Origin of the sequence: Mycobacterium sp. 3519A, from assembly GCF_900240945.1 — a bacterium.
Classification (GTDB): Bacteria; Actinomycetota; Actinomycetes; order Mycobacteriales; family Mycobacteriaceae; genus Mycobacterium.
Genome location: NZ_OESG01000013.1, coordinates 219375 through 240745, shown reverse-complemented (window position 1 = coordinate 240745; position 21371 = coordinate 219375). Strand labels below are relative to the sequence as shown.

General features: G+C 67.9%; 23 protein-coding genes. 8 read left to right on the top strand and 15 right to left on the bottom strand.

What is annotated here, in order from left to right:
- Positions 1-66: 66 nt before the first annotated feature.
- From C1A30_RS09070 to C1A30_RS09045, 6 genes are all read right to left on the bottom strand, one after another.
- Positions 67-2058: a universal stress protein gene (locus tag C1A30_RS09070; protein ID WP_101947945.1), complete on the bottom strand. Its 1992-nt coding sequence runs from the start codon at positions 2056-2058 to the stop codon at positions 67-69.
- Between the two features lie 107 nt (positions 2059-2165).
- A complete protein-coding gene (locus tag C1A30_RS09065; RefSeq protein WP_101947944.1) occupies positions 2166-2624 on the bottom strand; it encodes a cyclic nucleotide-binding domain-containing protein in 459 nt (152 codons plus the stop codon).
- Positions 2625-2705: 81 nt separating this feature from the next.
- Positions 2706-4106, bottom strand: a complete 1401-nt coding sequence (locus C1A30_RS09060) for a wax ester/triacylglycerol synthase family O-acyltransferase (RefSeq protein ID WP_101947943.1) — start codon at positions 4104-4106, stop codon at positions 2706-2708.
- A 30-nt stretch (positions 4107-4136) separates the two neighbouring features.
- The gene (locus tag C1A30_RS09055; protein WP_369974108.1) at positions 4137-4583 is read right to left on the bottom strand and encodes a heme-binding protein; all 447 of its coding nucleotides are present in this window, start codon (positions 4581-4583) and stop codon (positions 4137-4139) included.
- Positions 4555-6195 (bottom strand): MFS transporter, encoded by a 1641-nt coding sequence (locus C1A30_RS36025; RefSeq protein ID WP_101947942.1) that lies wholly within the window; start codon positions 6193-6195, stop codon positions 4555-4557. Before C1A30_RS36025 ends, C1A30_RS09055 begins: the two co-directional genes overlap by 29 nt.
- Entirely contained in the window at positions 6192-7013 is an 822-nt protein-coding gene (locus C1A30_RS09045; RefSeq protein ID WP_101947941.1) for a hypothetical protein, read from the bottom strand. The genes C1A30_RS36025 and C1A30_RS09045 overlap by 4 nt, the downstream gene beginning before the upstream one ends.
- A gap of 247 nt (positions 7014-7260) precedes the next feature.
- On the opposite strand from C1A30_RS09045, the gene C1A30_RS09040 reads away from it, so the two are divergent.
- Together C1A30_RS09040 and C1A30_RS09035 are read left to right on the top strand one after the other, a co-directional pair.
- Positions 7261-8517, top strand: a complete 1257-nt coding sequence (locus tag C1A30_RS09040; protein WP_235009775.1) for a PP2C family protein-serine/threonine phosphatase — start codon at positions 7261-7263, stop codon at positions 8515-8517.
- Entirely contained in the window at positions 8505-9512 is a 1008-nt protein-coding gene (locus C1A30_RS09035) for a B12-binding domain-containing protein (RefSeq protein WP_101947939.1), read from the top strand. The genes C1A30_RS09040 and C1A30_RS09035 overlap by 13 nt, the downstream gene beginning before the upstream one ends.
- Here C1A30_RS09035 and C1A30_RS09030 read toward each other — a convergent pair.
- Positions 9499-10770, bottom strand: a complete 1272-nt coding sequence (locus C1A30_RS09030) for a glycosyltransferase (RefSeq protein WP_101947938.1) — start codon at positions 10768-10770, stop codon at positions 9499-9501. The two genes, C1A30_RS09035 and C1A30_RS09030, sit on opposite strands and share 14 nt — an antisense overlap.
- Before the next feature lie 94 nt (positions 10771-10864).
- Here C1A30_RS09030 and C1A30_RS09025 point away from each other — a divergent pair, with 94 nt between their 5' ends.
- On the top strand, positions 10865-11302 hold the full coding sequence (locus C1A30_RS09025; RefSeq protein ID WP_101947937.1) for a hypothetical protein: 438 nt from the start codon (positions 10865-10867) through the stop codon (positions 11300-11302).
- 81 nt (positions 11303-11383) lie between these two features.
- On the top strand, positions 11384-12022 hold the full coding sequence (locus C1A30_RS09020; RefSeq protein WP_235009773.1) for a M15 family metallopeptidase: 639 nt from the start codon (positions 11384-11386) through the stop codon (positions 12020-12022).
- Here the strand turns inward: C1A30_RS09020 and C1A30_RS09015 are convergent, their stop codons facing one another.
- Genes C1A30_RS09015 through C1A30_RS09000 form a run of 4 tightly spaced genes read right to left on the bottom strand, consistent with a single transcriptional unit; the run spans position 12023 to position 15993 of the window.
- Positions 12023-13522, bottom strand: a complete 1500-nt coding sequence (locus tag C1A30_RS09015) for a serine hydrolase (protein ID WP_101947935.1) — start codon at positions 13520-13522, stop codon at positions 12023-12025.
- The gene (locus C1A30_RS09010; protein WP_101947934.1) at positions 13506-14048 is read right to left on the bottom strand and encodes an LppA family lipoprotein; all 543 of its coding nucleotides are present in this window, start codon (positions 14046-14048) and stop codon (positions 13506-13508) included. Before C1A30_RS09010 ends, C1A30_RS09015 begins: the two co-directional genes overlap by 17 nt.
- Entirely contained in the window at positions 14045-15691 is a 1647-nt protein-coding gene (locus C1A30_RS09005) for an alpha/beta hydrolase (protein WP_101947933.1), read from the bottom strand. Before C1A30_RS09005 ends, C1A30_RS09010 begins: the two co-directional genes overlap by 4 nt.
- Before the next feature lie 2 nt (positions 15692-15693).
- Positions 15694-15993: a type VII secretion target gene (locus C1A30_RS09000; protein WP_142392569.1), complete on the bottom strand. Its 300-nt coding sequence runs from the start codon at positions 15991-15993 to the stop codon at positions 15694-15696.
- Positions 15994-16087: 94 nt separating this feature from the next.
- Between C1A30_RS09000 and C1A30_RS08995 the strand changes: the two genes are divergently transcribed.
- A complete protein-coding gene (locus C1A30_RS08995; RefSeq protein ID WP_101947931.1) occupies positions 16088-17452 on the top strand; it encodes a flavin monoamine oxidase family protein in 1365 nt (454 codons plus the stop codon).
- A gap of 3 nt (positions 17453-17455) precedes the next feature.
- Here C1A30_RS08995 and C1A30_RS08990 read toward each other — a convergent pair whose 3' ends face one another.
- From C1A30_RS08990 to C1A30_RS36335, 3 genes are read right to left on the bottom strand one after another with little or no spacing between them, the layout of a single operon-like run.
- Positions 17456-17650 (bottom strand): hypothetical protein, encoded by a 195-nt coding sequence (locus tag C1A30_RS08990; RefSeq protein ID WP_101950071.1) that lies wholly within the window; start codon positions 17648-17650, stop codon positions 17456-17458.
- A gap of 2 nt (positions 17651-17652) precedes the next feature.
- Positions 17653-18135: a DUF5994 family protein gene (locus C1A30_RS08985; protein WP_101947930.1), complete on the bottom strand. Its 483-nt coding sequence runs from the start codon at positions 18133-18135 to the stop codon at positions 17653-17655.
- Between the two features lie 19 nt (positions 18136-18154).
- On the bottom strand, positions 18155-18280 hold the full coding sequence (locus C1A30_RS36335) for a hypothetical protein (RefSeq protein WP_101947929.1): 126 nt from the start codon (positions 18278-18280) through the stop codon (positions 18155-18157).
- 250 nt (positions 18281-18530) lie between these two features.
- On the opposite strand from C1A30_RS36335, the gene C1A30_RS08975 reads away from it, so the two are divergent.
- Complete coding sequence (locus tag C1A30_RS08975; RefSeq protein ID WP_235009771.1) at positions 18531-19028, top strand: DUF5994 family protein; 498 nt, start codon at positions 18531-18533, stop codon at positions 19026-19028.
- Between the two features lie 295 nt (positions 19029-19323).
- On the top strand, positions 19324-20403 hold the full coding sequence (locus C1A30_RS08970) for a hypothetical protein (RefSeq protein ID WP_101947928.1): 1080 nt from the start codon (positions 19324-19326) through the stop codon (positions 20401-20403).
- Positions 20404-20407: 4 nt separating this feature from the next.
- Here the strand turns inward: C1A30_RS08970 and C1A30_RS35600 are convergent, their stop codons facing one another.
- On the bottom strand, positions 20408-20566 hold the full coding sequence (locus tag C1A30_RS35600; RefSeq protein ID WP_160112714.1) for a hypothetical protein: 159 nt from the start codon (positions 20564-20566) through the stop codon (positions 20408-20410).
- A gap of 105 nt (positions 20567-20671) precedes the next feature.
- Here C1A30_RS35600 and C1A30_RS08965 point away from each other — a divergent pair, with 105 nt between their 5' ends.
- The gene (locus C1A30_RS08965; protein WP_101947927.1) at positions 20672-21370 is read left to right on the top strand and encodes a GAF and ANTAR domain-containing protein; all 699 of its coding nucleotides are present in this window, start codon (positions 20672-20674) and stop codon (positions 21368-21370) included.
- Position 21371: the final 1 nt, after the last annotated feature.

Below are 21371 nucleotides of genomic sequence, written 5' to 3'. Positions count from 1 at the left end.
CGAAACGGCATTCCAGCACGCAAAGTTCGAGAAGAAGCGTGCTGGAATGCCGTTTCGGCGCAAAAGCTAGCGCGACGCCGCCTGCTCCAAGGCGGAATCCGCGACATACGCCGGCGTCGCGCTCTCCGGCACCACCATCACCGGAATGTCGGAGTGCGCGATCACCGCGCCCGTGACGCTGCCCTGCACCAAACCGAGCAGCCCGCTGCGGCGGTGCGGGGCGAGCACGATCAGGCTCGCGTCATGTTCGGTCGCGGTGCGCACGATGCCCTTCCACGTCGGCGCCGCCTCCACCGCCATGCTCGTCGCGTGGAACCCGGCGGCCTCGGCCAATGACGCCCCGTGCGCGGCGGTCCTTTCCGCCGCACGCCGCACCTCGCCGGCCTGATCGGCGTCGAAGTGCTTGGCGTCGGTCGGCGTGAAGCCCACATCGGCCGGCTGCCACACGCACACCACCAACGCGCATCGGCCCGGCTCGAGCTGACCCGCGGCGTATCGAATTGCCTTGTCCGCCAGGCGGGTTCCGTCGTAGGCGAACACCACCGGTTGCGACTCGTGCCATTGCACCGGCGCCGTCACCCGTTCGGCAGGCGCGGGCGGCGCGACCGGCACACCGCGCAACCGCGCCAACAACGGCGGCGAGTACCACGCGGGTGAATCGCCGTCGAGGAACTCGTCCAGGTCGGGGTCTTGCGGCCTGGCCCCGCTGAGCGCGTAGATCGCCACCCCGAAGATCGCGCCGCCGATCGCCAACCCGAGCCCGATCCACAGCGTCACACCCGTGCCCACATTCAGATCGCCCGACATCGCGCCTGCGACGTGGGCGAGGATCGGCGCCACCATGAACGCCGCCACCGCGCGCAGCAGTTCGATGATCGCGAACCCCCGTTGCAGGCTCGCCGACTGCAACGAGAAGCCCGCCACGAACAACGCGGGCGCGACGGTCGCGCCCAGCGCCAGCCCCGTCAACAACGAACCGACCAACGCCAGGCCCACATGGTCCGGCAGCGCGAACCGGAACACCACGATGCCTGCCGCCAGCAGCGCCATGCCGACCAGCGGCAGGTAATGCATCGCCTTGCGGGTGATGACGTAGCCGAACACCACCGCCATCACGATCGCGCCGCCGACCTCGGGCAGGTAGATCAGCCCCACCTGCACCGCGCTGAAGTGCTGCATCAACACGTTGGCCGTCAGCGCCGTGGCCGCCACCGACGCCGCCGCCGCGAACAACGCGACACCCACGCCCGCGACCGGGATCGCGCTGGTCATCATCGTGCGTACGGTCAGCAGCGGTTGCGCGGCCCGGAACTGGTAGACGATCAACACCACGATCAAGACCAGGCCGCCGAACATCGGCACGCTGGCCGCCGGATCGCTGAACGGGTGGGTGGTCAACTGTGCCGCGCCGACGAACGCGGCGGTACAGCCGACGGCGGCCAACAGGATCGCCTTCAGGTCGCGCGGTGCGTCCAGATCGGCGGGCGGGGCGTCCTCGAACGTCAACGCCGCCATCAGCAGCGCCAGCACGGCCACCCCGGCGACGACCCAGAACAGCGGCCGCCACGCATGCGACGCGGCCTGCACACCGCCGATGAACGGGCCCAGCGCCACCGCGCCGAACACACACATGTTCATGATCACCGCGGTGTTGCGCAGCTTCTCCCGCGGGAAGCCGATGGTCAGCGGCGGCGCCGCGGCGATCAGCAGCATGCTGGTGGCCAGCCCCTGCAGCACATGGCCGCCGATGAACATCGTCGAGTTCTGCGCGGCCGCCGCGAGCACCGACCCCACCGCCAGCACCACCGCGTACGCCAGCAGCATCCTGCGCTGCGGCAGGTGCTGCGCGAACTGCACCGCCAGCACCGTGCCCACCGCATACGCCGCGTTACCGAGCCCGGAACTGAGGCTCATCTCCTGGGCGGACATGTGCAGCTGCGCGGAGATGATCGGCACCAACGGGTCGAGCGCCGCTGACAAAGCTAAATAGGGAATCAATGCGAGTGTGACCATCGCGGCCACGGCCGGATACCGTCCGGCAAGGGGTCCCTGGCGCATCAGATCAGTTTCGAGGTGTCAGAGACTTGGGCATGCACGCGCGTAGGTAACCCGCCCGCGCCGAAAATTATTCCTTCACAGCAACTTCCAAGTTTGCTGGTTTGCGGTCAGTCCTCTGTTGCCGCTCTGGGTACGTGCCGCGAGACCGTCTCGTCCATCATCTGGCGCAGGGCAGGCACCTCGTCGAGCAGGCGCCGCAGGTCGTCACGCGCGATGTGCAGCACTTCGGCCCGGCCGGTCGTCGTCACCGTCGCGTTGCGCAGTTTCCCGTGCCGCAGCGCCGACTCGCCGATCACCTCACCCGGACCCACCACCGCGATGCGTTCCTGGCCCACGTACACCCCGGCCTCCCCGCTGAGCAGGATGTAACAGGCATCCGACACCGTCTGCTCGCGGATCAGCGGCCACGGCCCCGATGTCGAGGTGCGGTGGGTGGCACGCGCGATCCGCCTCAGGTCGTCGTCGGAGAACTTCGAGAACGCCGGTAGCTCCTTGAGCCGTCGGGCGTCCTCTTCATGCTGTTGCTCGCGGGCTTGCCTGGCCTCAGTGGTCTCACGCCTGTACATGCCGATCCCCCGATCCTGTGATGACCCTGTCAGTTCAGGAGCCTAGCGACGAGAAGTTGCCGGCAGGCCAAAACGCGCACCTCAGACCAGCGGGCGGGCGCCGCAGCCCAACAGCTCGTCGAGTTGCGCCTCGAACCGGTCCGCCAGCGGCCACAGGTCGTCGACCATCCGCCTGCAGGAGATGAGGCCCACGTTGAGCTGGCCGTCCAGCGACATCACGGTGATGTTCAGCCCCGACCCGTGGAAGATCGGGCCGAACGGGTACAGCCCCTTGATCTCGGCGCCCATGCCGTACAGCTTGGCCGGCGGCCCGGCGACGTTCGAGATCACCACGTTGTGGATCGGGGCGGTGCGCAGCGGGGTCCGCGCCATCACGCCCAGCACGAGGCTGACCATGCCGCGCGCGACGACCTGGGTGACGTCGTGCACCAACGTCGGGCCGATCGCCGCACTGTGGTCCTTGGCGCGGGTGTTCGCCTCGGCGATGGCATGTAGCCGCTCGCCGGCGTCCTCGATGTCGGTGTGCAGGTTGCAGAACATCCCGGACACGTGGTTGCGGCCCGGCCGGTCCGATTTGTCGTGCACCGACATCGGCACCACCGCCAGCAGCGGCTTCTCCGGCAGCTCGCCCCTGTCGATGAGGAAATCCCGCAACGCGCCCGCGCACAGCGCCAACACGACGTCGTTGACCTTGACGCCGAATCGCGTCTTGACCCGGGTGACGTCGTCAAAGTCCAACTGCGCCAAGGCGATGACGCGGTCCGGCGTCACTTCGTCGTTGAATACGGTGCGCGGCGCGCTGAACGGCGCGGCCATCGCCATGCCGCTGACGGCCCGGTTGACCGAATCAGCGACGGTCGACACCGCCGCGGGCACCGCCCTGGCCATCTGTAGAGAACGCGACAGGAATCTGACCAACCCCCCGGCAGCGAGTTCCACCAGCGACGCCCCGCCCGGCCCTTCGACCGGTTCGGGCGGCGGCGCGTCGGGTTCCAGCGTGCACAGTTGTTTGAGCAGGTTCGCCGCCGATACGCCGTCCACCGCGGCGTGATGGACCTTGATCATCAACGCCAGCGGGCCGCCCTGATGCGGGTCGGTGCCCGCGACGCCCTCGACCACCCACATCTCCCACACCGGTTTGCCGCGATCCAGCGGCACCGAGGCGATGTGTCCGCACACTTCGGCCAGTTCGGCGCGTCCGCCCGGCCACGGCAACCCGATCCGGTGCACGTGCCGCGAGACGTCGAAGTCGTCGTCCTCCACCCAGACCGGGTGATCGAGGTTCAACTGACTGTCGACCAGTTTGACCCGCAGTTCCGGCAACGCCTGGATTCGCGCGGCCAGGTCGTTGACGAATCGATCGAAGCGGTAGCCGCCGGGAATCGTGGTCGTGTCCAGTTCGACCACCGAGCAGACGTGCAACGGCACGTTGCGCGACTCGACGTACAGAAAGCTGGCGTCAAGTCCACTCAGCCGTTCCATTTCCCACCCGTACCCGGGTTGACAGTCGCGTCAAACCCGAACCGGAGTTATGCCGACGGCGACCTCGTTGCGACGAAGCCACGGGACGGTCCACGGCGGGTCGTACAGCCACGTGACCGGCGAGCCCACCGTCTCGAAACCGTACGCCTGTAATACGCGACGCAGCGCCGCGGTGTGCGCCCTGACCGCCTCAGGTGTCGCGGTGCCGGTAAAGCGAAGCACCGCAACCGATTCGGCGGGCACCGAGACCAGCCGGACACGGTCGTCGTGGGGCATCGGCAGCGATTCCAGCGTCCGTCCGGCAGGCATGTAGAACCGGATCACCCACCCGGGTTCCGCCGGCGCGGTGCCCACCGGTGCGCTCATCGCGATCCGGTCACCACCGTGGTTGCGGCCGAAGATGTAGCCGGCCAATCGGCGAAAGCCCTCGTGGCGCGCCGACATCTCGTCACGGCCGACGGTGGTTTCCGCCGCCACCCGCGGGCCGTAATGCCGGATCTGGACGTGCTTCGTCAGCGGTTCGCACCTGTGTCCCGGCTCCTCGACGGTGCGGATGCCCACCACTGAGCCCAGCTGGCCAAGCGTTTTGATGATCTTGTTCAACACTGCAGATACCTTTCGTTCGCAATCCCGGTGCACGCCATGCGACCCACGCCGCGGCGCCACCGGCGATGAGGGCCAACACCAGCGCGGCCGCGTGGGTGGCCGTCACGAAGGCGTCGACGGCGGCTTCGCGGATCCAGTCGCCCCTGGCGCCCATGGCGTCGGCCATCTGCAGGGCCTGACCCGGTGACGCGCGCAGCATCTCGGGAAGCGGTTGCAGTCGCGACGTGACGGTGTCGGTGTAGCGTTCGGCGAGCACCGAACCCGCGATCGCGATACCGATCGCGGCGCCGACCTCGCGGGCCACGTCGTTGATCGCCGAGCCCAGCCCTTGGCGCTCGTCGCGCACCGACGACATGATCGCCGACGTCGCCGATGCGGTGCACAGCCCGATGCCAGAGCCGATCACCAGCACCGTCGACGCCAACAGCGCATACGGCGAATCCTGTTGCAGCAGCGTCATGCTGGCGAATCCGACGGCGATCAAGCCGAGGCCGGCGCCGAGGACGGTCCGCAGACCCAGCCGCGGCGCGAAGCGGAACGACAGCGCCGAGAGCACCACCACCGGCAGCGCGAACGGCGCGAACGCGAACGCCGCCGTCAACGCGGAGTAGCCGAGGATCAGCTGGGCGTATTGCATTGCCAGATAGAAGAAGCCGAACGTCGCGGCGAACATCACCACGACGGTCGCGACCGACGCCGCGAACCGCGCATCGGCGAACACCGTGACGTCCAACAGCGGCCGGGACCGTCTCCGCTCGACGACGACGAACAGCCAGCCGAGGCCGACCGCGGCGGCCAACCCCGCCAGGGTCAGCGGATGATCCCACCCCCGTCGCGGCGCGTCGAGCAGCGTCAGCACGACCACCGCGATCGCGGCCGCGATCAGCACCGCGCCCACCCAGTCGATCCGCGGCGCGTCGGGGGCCACCGACGCAGGCACCACGCACGCCGTCGCCGCGACGGCCACCGCTGCACCGCCGAGCGCCCAGCAGATGGCACGCCAGTCCGAAAACTGTAGCAGCACAGCCGAACCCAACATGCCGGCCACACCCGCACAGCCGGCCACCCCGGCCCACAGCCCGACGATCCTGGCGCGCTGACTGTGCGGATAGGCCTGCGCCATCAACGCCAGCGTGGCAGGCATCACGAACGCCGCGCCAGCGCCTGCAACGATGCGCCAGAGCACGATCGCCTCCGGGCTGTCATTGAGCGCCGGCGCCACCGATGCGACCGCGAACACGACGAGCCCGGCCAGCAGCGCCGAACGCCTGCCGTACCGGTCGCCGATCGCGCCGGCCGGGAGCAGCAGGCACGCCAGGGCAACGGTGTACCCGTCGACGATCCACGTCAACTGGGTCTGCGATGCCGAGGTGGCGCGGGCGATGTCGCCGAGCGCGGTGTTGAACGCGACCATCGACCCGACCACCAACGCCACGCCTGCGCAGCCCGCTACCAGCGTGGCTGCGCGGCGTTGTGCACTCATTTGTCTTTGGAGTCAGCGGATTTGGTGTCTGCCTGCTTCTTCTGCACACGGTCCTTCGGTTTCTTGACGACCGGCTTGTCGTCATCGCTCGCCGCGGTGGCAGGAGTCGCCTTGTTCCCGGAGGTCGTGCTCACGCGCTGCGTCGTGGTCTCCTTGAGAGTGGTGGTCGCGGGTTCCTTGAGGGTGGTGGCCGGCGCAGTCGGCGAGTTGGCGTAGCGCAAGCCGATATTGAACGCGCCGATGGTGTAGTTGCCGGTGTTGAAGAAGCCGATGTTGCCTGTCCCGGTGTTGCCGATACCGAAGTTCAACGTGCCCCTGTTGGCGACGCCGAAGTTGCGCACCCCGTCGTTGAGCGCGCCGACGTTGTAGTTGCCGCGGTTGCGGATGCCGACGTTGAAGTCGCCGTCGTTGGCCACACCGATGTTGAAGTCGCCGGTGTTGGCGGCGCCGATGTTGAAGTTGCCCACGTTGGCCGCACCGGTGTTGGCGGCGCCGCGGTTGTTCAGGCCCGTGTTGAAGTTGCCGACGTTGCCCGCACCGAGGTTCGGTGTGCCCGTCAGCAGGCTCAACTGGAGGCCCGGGTTCGGGGCAGCGGCAACCGGCTCAGGAACCGCGGCGGCCACTGCGTTGATCTCCGCGGGCGGCGGGGCGACCGGCGCAGGCGGCACCACCGGCGCCGGGGCGGCACCCGCAGCGGCCGGGGCGACGGAGGCCTGCAGCGGTGCCGGCGGCGCGGCGGGGCTGGCTGCAAGCACGCCAGCGCCGACTACCGAGACACCGGCCAGCAAATAGGTGCGAACGGGCAGAGTGCGGAACATCTGGAAACTCCTTCTACGGGTGAGGTCGGGTGTCGGTGTTTACCCCGCAATCCGCCATTTGATGCACAATCGATGCATCCGATTTTTCCCGCCGTCGCACGCACTCGGGGGTGACTGGGTAGGGTGGACGGCGAGGTTGAGATGCCAGCCTTCTCGTACCGGTGTCCGCGGGCCGTCGTTGCCCGCATCGCATTCGGAACCCCGTTGGGGAGAAGGTCGGATATTTGTGTCGTTATTGCCCACCCCAGTGACCCCAGAGCTGCAGGTCCAGGTGCGTCCATCTGTCAAAGATCGCGAACAACTCGCCGAAGAGATCGCCGTTGAGTTGGGCGGTTGCCTCAACTTGCGCCGCAGCGCGCTCAAACTGATCGGGCTGGTTCAACCACGGCTCGCCGACTGGGCGATGGTGATCGTTCCCGACAGTCGCAGCGGTGAACTGGTGATGTTGGGTGACGCCGAACCCGGTGGTGTCGTGGTCGCGCGGGCCAGGCTCGAGGGGCTGCCGCTGAGCCGCATCCTGCGCACCGGACAGACCGAGCAGATCGAGGGCAGCGAGTTGTCCGGCCTGGTACCGGTCGAACCGTTCCGCGGTTCGGCCGAGGCGCTGGTGCCTGCCGAGGCGCTGGGGTTCGGGCTGACCGCCCGCGGTACGACGTTCGGCGCGCTGGTGATGCTGCGCCGGGCCAACGCCGGATTCAGCGCCGACGATGTCGCATTCGCCCAACGCATTGCCGCGCGCGCGTCGATGGCACTGGATTCGGCGCGGATGTACGACGAGACGGCCAGGGTGGCTTCGGTACTGCAGCAGCATCTGCGGCCACCCGAACTTCCGCAGGTCGCCGGATTGCGGTTGGCCGCCCGTTACCGCCCTGCGGCTGAGCATCTCGACGTCGGCGGTGACTTCTACGATGTCACCGGTCAGGGTGGCGACTGGCTGGTCGCGCTCGGCGACGTGTGCGGCAAGGGCGTGGAGGCCGCCGCGGTGACCGGTCAGGCCCGGCAGAGCATCCGGACCGCCGCGCACTTCGACCGTCATCCGCCCACCGTCCTCAGCGCGTTGAACAACGTTCTGCACCAATCGAATTCGGCCCAGTTCGTCACGGTGCTGTGCGCCCGGCTGCGCCCGCACCCCGACGGCACACACGTCGACGTCGACCTGGCCACGGCAGGGCATCCCGCACCGTTGGTGATACGCGCCGACGGTCGTGTCGACCAGGTCGACGTGTACGGGATGGCCGTCGGCCTGGTCGCCGATATGCGTTACGGCGCCGCGTCGTTACGTCTCGAGCGCGGCGACACCATGCTGATGTTCACCGACGGGGTCGACGAAGCCCGCGGTGACTCCGGCCAGTACGGAATGGAGCGACTGCATTCCCTGCTCCCCGCATACGCCGGCGCCGCACCTGAAGTCGTCTGCGAGGCGGTGGAGCGTGACGTCATGGAGTACCTGGACGGGCGCCCGCATGACGACATGGCGCTGCTGGCCGTCACATGCTCGAAGTAGACCAGTCATCCGCGCTGCGGCGCTACGACCAGGCCCTCGCCGACGGGGACCGGTCGAAGATCGTCGCGCTGGTCGACCATCTGCTCGGCAGCGGAACCGCACCGCTCGACATCCTGATCGACGTGGTCGCGGCGGCCCAGCGCAACATCGGCCGGCGATGGCAGCGCGGCGAATGGTCGGTGGCGCAGGAACACGCCGCCACCGCGATGGGGATCGCCGCGACGGAAGTGGTCGCGCGGCGCATCGCCGAGACACCAGTCACCCGCGGGCAGATGCTGGTCACGTGCGCCGAGAAGGAATGGCATTGGCTGCCCGCCGCGATCATCGACTGCGCGCTGCGCGCCGACGGTTGGCAGACCGTGCCACTCGGGCCCGCGACGTCTCCGCTTCGGTTCAGCCAGTACATCCAGGACATCGGCCCGGACGCGGTGGCCGTGAGCTGTTCGGTGCTCGGCGCGTTGCCCACCACCCGGCGGTTCATCGAGGCGAGTACGACGGCGGGGGTGCCCGCGGTGGTGGGCGGTGCGGCGTTCGGCGACGACGACGTGCGCGCCAAGGCGCTCGGCGCCACCGCGTGGGCACGCGACGCCAAGGGCGCCGTCGAGGCCGCCGCCGCGCTGCCGGTCGTGGTGCCTGCGGTGGAGCCACTGCCCGCAGCGCCGGTCCAGGAGCTCGCCGCAATGGAGGGCGACCACTTGCGCCTGGTCGACCAGGTCCGCCGCGGTTGGTCGGTGACCGCAGGCGCCGACGCTGACTCTGTGCGGGCGGTGGCGCGTGACGCGGTACCGCACATGCTGCACGCGGTGATGGCCGCACTGCTCACCGACGATCCGCGGACGGTGGCGGAGACGGCGGCCTGGCTGGCCGAACTGCTCACCAGTCGCGGTGTGGACGCACGCTCGGCGGTCGAGGACTTGAGCGGTGTGCTCGCCGCGGCACTGATCGACTATCCGCTGGCCGTCGCGCTGGTCCGGGCTCATTTCACGGCGAACTAGCCGAGCACTCCAGCTCGCCTAGCGTTGCGGCGATGTTGTCGAATGCGTTGTGCTGCAGCATTTCCCGACCCAGTCGGCGGGCCGTCTCGCGGTACTCCGGCGTGGTCAGCACGTGCTGTACGGCGGCGGCGACGGCAGCGGGGGTGGGACGCGTCGTCCCGAGGTCGACGCCGACGCCGGCGTGGGCCACCCGCGCGGCGATCTCCGGCTTGTCCGCGGTACCGCCAGCGACCACCAACGGGATCCCGTGCAGCAGCGCGTAGTGGACGCCGCCGTAGCCGCCGTTGGTGACCATGACGTCCACCGTCGGTAACAAATCGCGGTACGGCAGGAAGTCCGTGACGTACGCGTTGTCCGGAACCCGTTGTCCCAGTTCATGATCGACGGGCCGGCCGGTGGTCGCCACGACATGCAGATCGTCGCGATCGGCGAGGCCGTGCAGGGTGGGCAGCAGCAGGTCGTCGAGGTTCTGGTTGTCCCACGTGCCCTGCGTGACGTGGACGACGGCGCGCGCTCCCGATGCGTGTGCCCACCGGTTGCGTGGCGGCGTGTCGGTGACGACCGGGCCGGTGAAGGTGACGTTGGCGGGCAGATCCTCCCGCGGATATTCCAAGGCGGGGATGGTGAACTGCAGCAGCCGGTCGGCCAGGGCGGGCCAATCCGTGAGGAACACCGGGCAGCGGCGGACACCCAGTTGGGACAGCGTCTTGTCGAGGCGACGCTGGATGTCGGCCATCAGCCCGTTGTGCACCACCCACGTCATCGGCCGGTAGCCGCGCCCCGGCTTGGGCCGCCACGCGGCCCCGAACGGCGGCGTGCTCACGCTCGAGATGGTCAGCGGACCGACACCACATGCCAACACCGGCGGCCGCGGCCCGTCGGCCAGCAGCAGCGGCAGCACGCCGGTGAAGCCGATGTCGGACAGCACCGCATCGAACGTCTCGGTGCGCAACACGTCTTGCAGCGCGTGATACTGGGCGGCGAGCGGCTCGATGAACACCGACGTGATCTCGGCGCGCCCGCTGAGCCAACGGTTCACCACTTCGGGGACCGGCCGGTCCGCGACCTGCGGGCGCAGCGGCTTCGCGGACGTCGGCAGGGCGAGCGGCTGCAGTCCGGCCTCACGGATGGCCGCGTGGTGCTCGTCGCCGGTGAGCACGGTGACGTCGTGTCCGCGCCCGCGAAGGTCGCGACCCACCATGAGCAGCGGCATGACGTGCCCGGGTATCGGGCTCGCCGCTAACAGGTACCGTCCCACGCATCCTCCTTCGACGTCCTACTGTCTTTGCCCCGTCAAGCGGTCGGCAAATCCCGAAGTTTCGAAGTGCCTGCGCGGTGGTACCTCCGCGGACATGCTGGTCGATCTGAAGAAACTGTCTCCCGTGCTTTTCACTGGTGCGGCGGCCGCCGCGATTGCCATGGCTCCCGGCGCCTTTGCCTCGCCCGTCAGCTTCCCGGCCGGCGGTCCGCCTGGATGCTATGACCTCTCTGGAGCGGGCTGTGCGGCGCCGGCGCCCGCACCCGCAGTGCCTGGCGCGTACGGCGCAGTTCCCGGCGGCCCCGGCGGGGTCGCAGGCCCCGAAGGCGCGTACGGCGCCATCCCCGGCGGACCCGCCGGTGCGGCTGGACCTGAAGGCGCGGCAGGCACCATTCCCGGCGGCCCCGGCGGGGTGGCAGGGCCGGAGGGTGCCGCAGGCAGCATCCCGGGGGGACCCGGTGGTGTTGCGGGTCCCGGCGGCGCCAGCGGCTGTGTGCCCGGCGTCGGTTGCGGTAGCGTTCCCGCGCCGTAGCCACGGCTCGCGCGTAAAGTCGACCGTATCTCGGCAGGTCGCACGAAACCGCCTCTGGTAGCGGTTATTTCGACGCTGGCAGTGGTCAGCGCCGCCGTGGTGCAGTGCGCTTCCGCCCCACCCCCTCCCGCCGCGACGCCCGCACCGCCGACCGTCGAGACGTCACCGTCGCCAACCGTCGAGCCGGTCACCGTCGCCGACCTCGGACCGAGTTGGCGGCCGGGATGCCCGATAGACCCGCGACAACTGCGCCGGGTCGAGGTCGGCTATCTGGGGTTTGACAGGCAGACGCACCGCGGCACGCTGATCGTCAACGCAGACCTCGCGGCGGACGTCGTCGCGATCTTCGACGAATTGCTGCGGCAGCGCTATCCGATTGCGAAGATCCGCACCGTCGACCAGTACCCGGGCGCCGACGACGAACTGTCGATGGAAGACAACAACACCTCGGCGTTCAACTGCCGCGACATCCCGGGCACCGGCCACTGGTCGTTGCACGCGTTCGGTCGGGCCATCGACTTGAACCCGCTGCTGAATCCGGAGGTTGACAGGGCCGGCGCGATACAGCCAAAGACCGCTGCGCCGTACACCGACCGCAACCGCACCGACCCCGGCATCCTGCACGGCGGAGACGCCGTCGTGCGCGCGTTCACCGACCGGGGGTGGCAGTGGGGCGGCTACTGGCGAAATCCCAAGGACTATCAGCACTTCGAGCGGTGATCAACCGCTGCCGTAGAGGTGCAGCACCCTGGCCGTCGCCGACGCCACATCGCCGCGCAGGTGCTGGATCGGCGGACTGCCCCGCACCAGAATCGAATTCGACAACAGCACCACGTACGTGTCGGAGCCAGGGTCCAGCCACACCGTCGTTCCGGTGAACCCGGTGTGGCCGAAGCTGCCGACGGGGAAGACCACACCGCGCGGCATCGACAGCCCCGTGTCGATGTCCCAGCCGAAGCCGCGCAGGTTCTGCCCCCTGATCGCGGGATAGCGCGGTTCCTTACCGACGGCGTTTCGAATCGCTTCATTCGCCGCGTCGAGTTGGAGATCGGTGTGGCCGGGCTGCTGCGGTGTCGTCATCAGCTCCAAAGTGGCTTGCTGCAGCGGGAATTCGCTGGGACTACCCGCCAGCCGATCAAGCAGCGCCTGCGCGAAGATCCCGACATCGCGAGCCGTGGAGAACAGTCCGGCGTGCCCCGCCACTCCGCCCATGCGCCGCGCCGTGGTGTCGTGCACCGTGCCGCGCAGCAAGTGGTCGAGATCGGGGTTCCGGCCGGGATCTGCTCTGCCTTCCTCGTCGTGCGCGGTCGGTGCGATGCGCGGCAACAAGTCGACGTTCCACGTTCCTTCCGAACAGGCGACGCTCTGGTTCGACGCCGGGTCCCACGCGATCGCCGCCCCTCGCAGCGTGTACGAGCCGCACGCCTTGGCGACAGGCAGGTAACGGGTCTCCGTCATACCCAGCGGCGCGAAGATGTGCTGCTGCACGTAGACGTCTTCGGTTTGGCCCGTGAGCTTTTCGACCAGCGCGCGGAGCAGGATGAAGTTGATGTCGGAGTAGCGGAACCACTCGCCAGGTCCGGACTCCAGCGGCGTGGTCAGCGCCCGGCGAAGGCCTTCGGCCTTGTCCGGGTGGTCCAGTCCCCACGGGTCCCTGAGGTCGACGTCCCCCGTTTCGCCCGAGGTGTGCGTCAGCAGCATCCGCACGGTCACCTTGGCGCGCTGCGGATCGTCGGCCGGGTTGAAGTCCGGCAGATACTGCTGCACCGGATCGTCGAACGCCACCTTGCCCTGTTCGTACAACTGCATGACGGCGGTGGCGGTGGCGAGCGGTTTGGTCAGCGACGCCATGTCGAAGATGGTGTCGCCGGTCATCGGTTCGGCAGGGGCGGGCAAGCCGTCGAGACCCGGTTCGCCCGCGAGCTTGCGCTGACCGTAGGCCTGCTGGAAGACGACGTGGCCGCCGTGGCCGACCAGCAACACTGCCCCGGGCAGCTTGTTCGCGGCGATCGCATCGTTGATCAGCGTGGACACCGGGGAGAAGTCGAACGTCGGGTTCGGAGCGGGCATCGGTGGCGGGGCTGCGACGGGCGGCCTGGTCGGTGTCACCGTGGTGGCCGTGGTGGTGACGTCGGCGCGCTCGGCGGTGCCGCTGGAGCACGCGGCGAGCAACGCCACCGCGCCGAGCGCTACGGCTTTACGGCTAGCGCGGGGCCGCATCCGCCTGGCTCAATCGGCAGTCGGACTTGGCGGTGAGCGTCGACGCCTTCTGCGTGCCCAGCCTGAATTCGACACCGTCGGGCCCGGCGATGTAGATGTCGTGATCGCCGGGGTTGTCCTTGAACGTCCCGAACTCGGTCGCTCCCTGTTGTGCGGCACCGTCTTTGACGATCTGCACCGCCTGCGGCCAGACGTTGTCGGGAATCGGCCCGCTGAACACCGCCATCACGTAGGCCTGCTTGCCCTTCGTCTGCGCGTAGTCGCCTCCGCAACCCACCCATGTGGTCTGCTCGATCTGCCACGTCGTGCCCGGCGTCAGCGCCGCGATGGCTGCGGCCATCTTCTGCACCGCCGCTTGGTAATCCGTCTGCGCGGTTTCCAGGGACGGCTTGGATTGCAGCTTCTGTTCGAGCTGGGTCGGGTCGGCTGATGTCACACTGGTCTCCCCCGTACTGGTCGACGAGCCGCACGCGGCGATGCACAGCGCGCCAATGAGCAAGCCCGCAGCCAACTTTCGTCGCGTCATCGCCCCGGGACCCCCGGTATCAGCGGGGGTTGCGGCGCCGGGATGGGTGCGGGTGGCGGTGGCGCCATCGCGACGTTGTCGGGCAGGCCCGCCATCACCGCGGCCAGGTTGTAGCCGGACATCCGCAACTGGTTGTCGCTTCCGAGCCGGGCGTAGTCCGAATGACTCTGAACGCCCTCACGCAACACCCCACCGGGGTCCAGGCCGGCCTGCGCCGACAACTGCGGGAACATGCCGTCGTACGGGTTGACGCCCCACCCGTGCAGCGGGGCCAACTCCGCGACGGCGGTTGCGATCGGATCATCCACACCGCGCATCACATAAGCATGCCCTGCGCTGAGGCCCAATTGGTCGGGACTGGTCAGCTCGAGGCCCGGTGATCCGTAGAACACGACGTCGTTCACCGGGTGCAGCCCTTGGGCATTGAGTTCCTGCAACGCCAACGACGACGTCAGCGACCCGTACGAATGTCCGAACAGTGTGATGTGTCCGTTCGGATTGTTGGCGCGGACCTGTTCCAGATACGACGACAAGCTGTCAGCGCCTGCGCGTGCCTGCCCGTCGCCTATGGTCGCCAACGCGTCCCGCGGACTCAGCGTGTTGAGCGGGTTGGGCGGCGGGTCGTAGCCCATCCACGCGATGGTCGCCGCGGATCCGGGCACTCCCGCGTTGCGCATCTGGCGTTCGGCTTCCAGTCGGAGGTTCTGCGCCTCGCTGACCATGCCCGGCAGGGTCTCCTGGGTGTTCGAGCCGAGGCCGGGCACGGTGACCGAGACGTTGCGCGCGGTGTCGGGGTTCCCGACCGCGACCGCCGCCAGCACGTGCTTGCCGGTGCCGGTGCGCGGGTCGAATGCGGTCAAGTAGGTCTCGGGGGCCTTCCCGAGCGCATCGTGCACCGCGTTCAGGTCACCCAGATAGCTTTTGGCACTGGTCAATTGGTCTTTGAGCTCGTTGAGCCGGTCGAACGTCGCGGTGCTGTGGTCGCCGGTGGTGTAGGTCTGCCGGGCCAGCTCGTCGATCTGGTGTTGTAATTCGTCGACCCGCGCCTGGGTGCCGGCGCGTTCCTGCTCCAGCTGCGCTTCGTTGGCGTCGCTGGCGACCTGGGTGGGCGTCAACCCCTCGGGGCCGACCGGCGGACCGGTCTGCGGGATCGGTGTCTTGCCAGTGGCCATGTTGATGGCCTGCGCCAACTCGTCGTCGATGGCGGCGGCCTCGGCCAGCAGCGCGGTCAGCTGGGGTTGCAGCTCGGCTTCGGCCAGCGCCACGTCGGTCGCCGTAAGTGTCGAGCCGGCCACGGGGACAAAGGAATTGGATGCCGCATCGAGTTCCATTCCCAGCTGATGGGCGCGGGTGCGGAGGTTGGCCAGCTTGCCCTTGAGCGCCTCGATGTCGTCGGCTGCCCGGTCGGCGGCCCGCGCCACCGCCAGCGCTTCGTTGCCGTGCGCGTCCAGGTCCTTGCGGGTCTGGCCGATCGCGTCCTTGGCAGCCGCCGACGCGTCGCCGCCCCAGGTGCCGAACGCCGGAAGTTGCGCGATGCCGTTGGCGGCTTCGGCGGCGGCCTCGGCCCGACTGCGGGTGGCGTGGAAGACCTCGCGGACGTCACCGGGGTTCCAGCGGTCGATATCGGCGACGGACAGCGTCACCGCTACAGCCCGAGATCGAGGTCGCTTGCCGTTTCGTGGTCGGTCTGCTGGTAGGCGGCCGCGCCGGTGCGCAACCCGTCCGAATGGTCGACCATGCGGCCGAAGATCGCCGTGGTGTCGGCCTGCCACTTCGCCACGGCGCCCGTCAACGCCGCCGCGGACCCGGCGGGCAAACCAAGCTGGGCCGATTCCATCCGGCCGTCCGCCTCGAAATGACGGGCCTTCATGGTGTCCGCGTGGACGTCGACAGTGGCAGCGGACATGTGCAGGTCTTCGGGAGTAACCCTGACTTCGTCAGGCACGACCTCTCCTCATGTACCGAGCAAATTGCGCCAGCAGCCAGCATAACCCGGCCGTGAGGGTGACAATGACACCAATTCGAGGCGAGGGGGCCCGATGGCCGACGTGGACTATTGCGTGGTGGGAGCCGGGTTCGCGGGGTTGACCGCTGCGCTGCGGCTGAAACAGGCGGGGCACTCGGTGGCGCTGTTGGAGGCCCGTGACCGGGTCGGCGGTCGCACCTTCACCGAAACCCGCGACGACGGCTTGTGGATCGACCGCGGCGGCGCCTGGATCGGGCCGGGGCAGGACGCCATCTACCGCTTGATGGCCGAGTTCGGGGTGCCGAGCTACAAGCAGTACGTCGAGGGCGACGCGATGATGTTCGTCGACGGCAAGAAGTACCGCTACCAGGGGACCATCCCGTTGTCGATGAACCCGTGGGCGGTGGCCAACATCGGCGCGGTGTTCCTGGAACTGACGCAGATGTGCAAAACCATCCCGGTCGAGGCGCCGTGGGCCGCGCCCAAGGCACGCAAATGGGACCAACTCAGCTGGGGCGCCTGGCTGGACCGGCACTCGTTGTCCAAGGCCGCACACCAGTTGCTCGACTCCTCCGTGGCCGGGCTGTACACGTCGGCCGCCTCGGAGATCTCACTGCTGTTCGTGCTCTACCAGATGGCCTCGGCCGGTGGGCCGAGCTTTGTGCTTGGCGTCAAGGATGCCGCCGAGGACGCCAGACCGGTCGGGGGCATGGGCGCCATCCACCGGGCGGTCGCGGCCGAACTCGGCGAGGCGATACACCTGTCGCAGCCGGTGCGCAGCATCAGCCAGGACGCCGACGGAGTGAGTGTCCGGTCAGACGACATGGTGGTCCGCGCGCGGCGCGTCGTCGTGGCGGTGCCGATCGCGATCGCGGGCCAAATCGTCTATGCACCAATGCTTTCGATGGACCGCTCGCTGCTGCACCAACGGATGCCGTCGGGAGCGGTGTTCAAGATCGCGCTGATCTATGACGAGCCGTTCTGGCGAGCCGACGGCCTGTCGGGTCAGTCGTTCGCGCCGGGTTCGATGGCCAATCTGACCATCGATTCTTGCACCGACACGGCAAGACCCGGCGTGCTGACCGTCATCACGGAAGGACCGGTTGCGCGCCGGATGACCAAGTTGTCCGACGGCGAACGCAGGCAGGCGGTGCTTGCCGCCGTCGCCGAACGGTTCGGCGACAAGGCGCGGACGCCGGTCGACTACGTCGAACACAACTGGAGTGTCGAGCGCTACTCCGGCGGCGGGATGATCAGCCATACGCCGCCTGGCGTACTCACCGAGTTCGGCCCCGCGCTACGCGAACCGTGCGGCCGCATCCATTGGGCAGGTACCGAAACATCCACTGCCATGTACGGATTCATCGACGGAGCGGTGCGCTCCGGCGAACGGGCGGCCGCCGAGGTGCTGGCGCGCGAAGCGATGACGGTGGCGTGAGCGTCAGCCCCAGAACCGCTTCTTGAATCGCTTCTGGTCTCCTTCGACGCCGGTCCACTCGCCGGACGCGTAGCTGTACGGGTGCTTGGCACCGGTGCGGACGACGTCGAGAGTGCCGTCGTGATGCTTGACGTACGCGTCACCGAACCGCATGTAGTCATCGGTGCGGCCGTCGGGAAGCGTCACTTTGACGGTCACGGTCACGCCTTCCTGACGCGCCGACGAAACGTCGGGCGGTGGTAGTCGGCGGGCTCATCTTGGTCGGACGTGCCGATCGAGAGCAGATCGCCGACGGATGTCGCATCGTTGGGTGCCGCCGCGGTCATCATCGCCTCGTGTGCGACGTCGGCGTCGGTGTGCGGGGGTACGACGAGCAGGAGGATATTCTCGCGACCGAGTCCCAGCACCTGAAGGGTGTTCGGCGGTTGCAGCCGGTACCCGTCGAGGCGGACCGCTCGACCGCCGGTGGTCAACCGCTTCGGCATCTGGGCCCATTCGGCGAGGTTGTACAGCACACGGTCGATCGCGCCGAGGCGCACTGACAGCACCGCAAGCAGATCCGGCAGTTCCACGGTGAGGTCGTCGGTCCGTGGCCACCACGCCCCGTCGACGTGTCCGGACACGGGTGCCTTGGGCTTCAACCGCAGCCGAGGCGTGCTCTCCGGTCCGTTGTCCCGGGTCATACGTGAATCCAGTTGAGCATCAGTGTTTTTGGATGATGGTGGTCGACGAGGCGTGCTCAGCCTTGGCGCGCTTGTCGGCTCGCTTCTCTTTGAGCGATTTACCGGACTTCTTGCTCATGGATTGCCGGGGAGATTTGTCAGCCATGTAGACCCCTTGCGATTGGGGGCCTGGATGGTCCCGATGCCTCGAGCGTACGCCCACTGGCGACTCCTGGCCCTCGAAGACGCATTTCCGTTGCCGCCGAACTGGTTTCGCGTTCACGCAGGGCAACGGTCCTGTCCCGGAGGGCCGCGTGTAGGCTCACAGCGAACCGTTTCGTAGCCGGCAACGTGTGCGATCCGATTCGTAAGCCGCTCAACGAACTGATCGGCCTCGAAACGAAGGAAGTCGTTCGGTGGATCACACGGTCAGGGACGCGGTTGACGGACGACGGCTGCGCAATCCGATCCGCTTGACGCTGACGTCCACGCTCGGCAGCGGTCTCGACGGAGCATGGTGGCCGCACACGTCCTCGATCGCGCGCGAGCTGTCCGACCTGACCGATGCGCTGCGCGAACCGCTGGGCAAGGTCATCGACATCAGTGTCAACTGGTCGCCGTTACAAGGTGTTTCGAATCTCGACCTGATCAACCGTCGCGGCGTCGCGGCCACGCCCGGTGAGAACGGCAGGCATCTGCGCGTCATCACCGTCACCGGCAGCCTGGCCAAGGCGGATCTCCTGGTCGTGCCGGCCGGTACCAGCACCGCTCTTGGCACCATGCTGCTGCGTCAGGCCGCCGACCTGCCCGTGTTGTACGAGCACCAGCGCACCACCGCGTTCCAGAGCGCCGGCATCATCGTGAAAGCTGCCCGCGCTCGACGTCTGCTGACCTCCCCCGTCAGCGAGGGGTGAAACGGTCGGCAGCGCGTCCGCGGCGCTTCAGCAAAGATAGGGAAACACCCGATTCCTTTCGGTGTAGTTCCGAATAGCTTGGGTTGTGATAAGCCGATCCTGTGAATTTCACCAGGTGAAGCCGCTTTCAAGATCAGAACAAGCCTTCTCTTGGACTGCGTGACATTGTCGCCGGATAGGGAGATATCTTGATGACTGGCAACTTCCCTGCTGCCGCGGTGATGGCCGCAGCCGTCGGCGCCGTCGCAGGATTGCTCGGCGGTTAGCGCGTCCACCGGTAGCAGAAAGAAAGATCATGGTCTATCCGCCGTATTCACACCATCACGCCGAGGTCGTCCCGTGGCCCGAAGACTACGGTGACCGAGATGGCAAGCGCGGGAAGCGAAGTCCCCTGCTCGCCGCTTCAATCGCCGGTGTGGTTGCGGTGCTGGTGTTGGCGGTGGGAGTGCTGCTCGGTCTGCAGTTCAGCAGGCCCGATGCCGCACCGCCGGCGCTTCCGAGCGCCGCGCCTACGCCGACCACGGCACGCGAGACCGTTGACCGACAAGCCGAACGCTACCGCGCGCGGGAAGCCGAGCGCTTGGATCGGTCGACGTACACGCCGGTGACTGCGCGGGAGTTCGCGTTGATGGCGAAGAACCCCGACGCGTGGGCGGGCCGCAAGATCGTCGTCTACGGGGTGATCACACAATTCGATGCGGCAACCGGCGCGACCGCGTTCCGCGCCGACACGGGCCCTGCGCCGATGACGGACCCGTACGACTATGAGCAGAACACGCTCGTCACTGCACGCAATGCGCGCATGGTCGCCAACTTCGTCGTGAAGGACGACGTGACCATGTTCGTCGAAGTCGAGGGTGCCGTGACATACGACACCCAGATCGGCGGAAAGACCACGGTCCCATCGCTTTTGGCCAACATCGTCGAGACGACGAAGATCAGTTCACCGCCGCGGACCTTGACTCCGACACCTGTGACGCTTCCCACCAGCGACGTCAGTGGAGCACAACTGCGCGCCATCGCCGCGGGCGACCAGCCGATGGTCGTCAACGCCGTCGAGGACCGCTGGGTACCGCAGGTGAGTTCGAAACGGGTCGGCATGGTCGCCGAAGGCGCCACGTGGACAAAAGAAATGATCTTGGCCGATCATCAACAGCTCCGAGCTCGCTACCCCAACGTTCGGCTGCTGTGGTCAGGTAGTTGGTCGACGTTCTCCGAATCGGACTTCTGGGTGACCATCGTCGGCACCGGGTTTCCGACCGCCGATCAAGCCCTGGCCTGGTGCACGAGTAGCGGCCTGGACCGCGATCACTGCTACGCCAAGTTGATCAGCACCACCCATGCCGTCGAGGGCAGTACGGCGTACAACAAGTAGCCGCTTAGGCGGCGGGGTTGAAGTCCGACACGTCGGCCGCCACGTTGATCGAGTCCGCTACCGTCGGCGCGCACGGCGCACACAGCCCGTTACCCCATGTCGGATACCCGCATGCCGGACAGATCGCCAACGCGCTGCCCTCAGCAGGAATATTGATCGCCACCGCCGTCCCTTTCGCCCGGTGGAAGGTATATAACCCCGGGCGGCGAAATCAAACCTGAAGTGTCGATCCGGTCCGCGGTCAAGGCGGCCGACCTACGCTTTTGTCATGGCCGGTGATGTTCACCACCGGCTGGCCCGCCTCCTCGGTGATCTAGCCGTCGACATGCAGGCGCAGAGTGGCACCGCGGACACGCTGCGCGCGATCGTAGACGCCGCCGCGCACATCGTGCCCGGCGCGCGGTGGGCGGGCATCTCGACGATTCACGGACGCCGGGTCGTCGCCGAGGTCCCGACCGACCCGATCGTCGCCAAACTGGACGACCTGCAGTCCGAACTCGGCGATGGACCGTGCCTGACGGCGCTGCGGGAGCACCACACCGTCCACATCGCCGACATGACGACGGACGGCAGGTGGCCTCAATTCGCGCAGCAAGCAACGGAGTTGGGCGTCCGCAGCCTGCTGTCGTTCCAACTATTCGTCCGCTCGGAGAACCTCGGCGCGCTGAATCTGTACGCAGGCGAGCCCGACGTCTTCTCCGACGATTCGGTGGATGTCGGCACGATCCTCGCCCAGCACGCGGCCGTCGCCATGATCGGTGCCACCGCGGAGACGAACTTCCAGGCCGCACTGGCCAGCCGCGACGTCATCGGACAGGCCAAGGGCCTGCTGATGCACCGCGACCACCTGACCGGCCTGCAAGCGTTCAACCTGCTGGCCAAGGCGTCCAAGGAAACCAACATCAAGCTCGTCGACGTGGCGCGCTGGCTCGTCGAGGAGCACGAGAGCGCAGTGACGGGCGACTGAT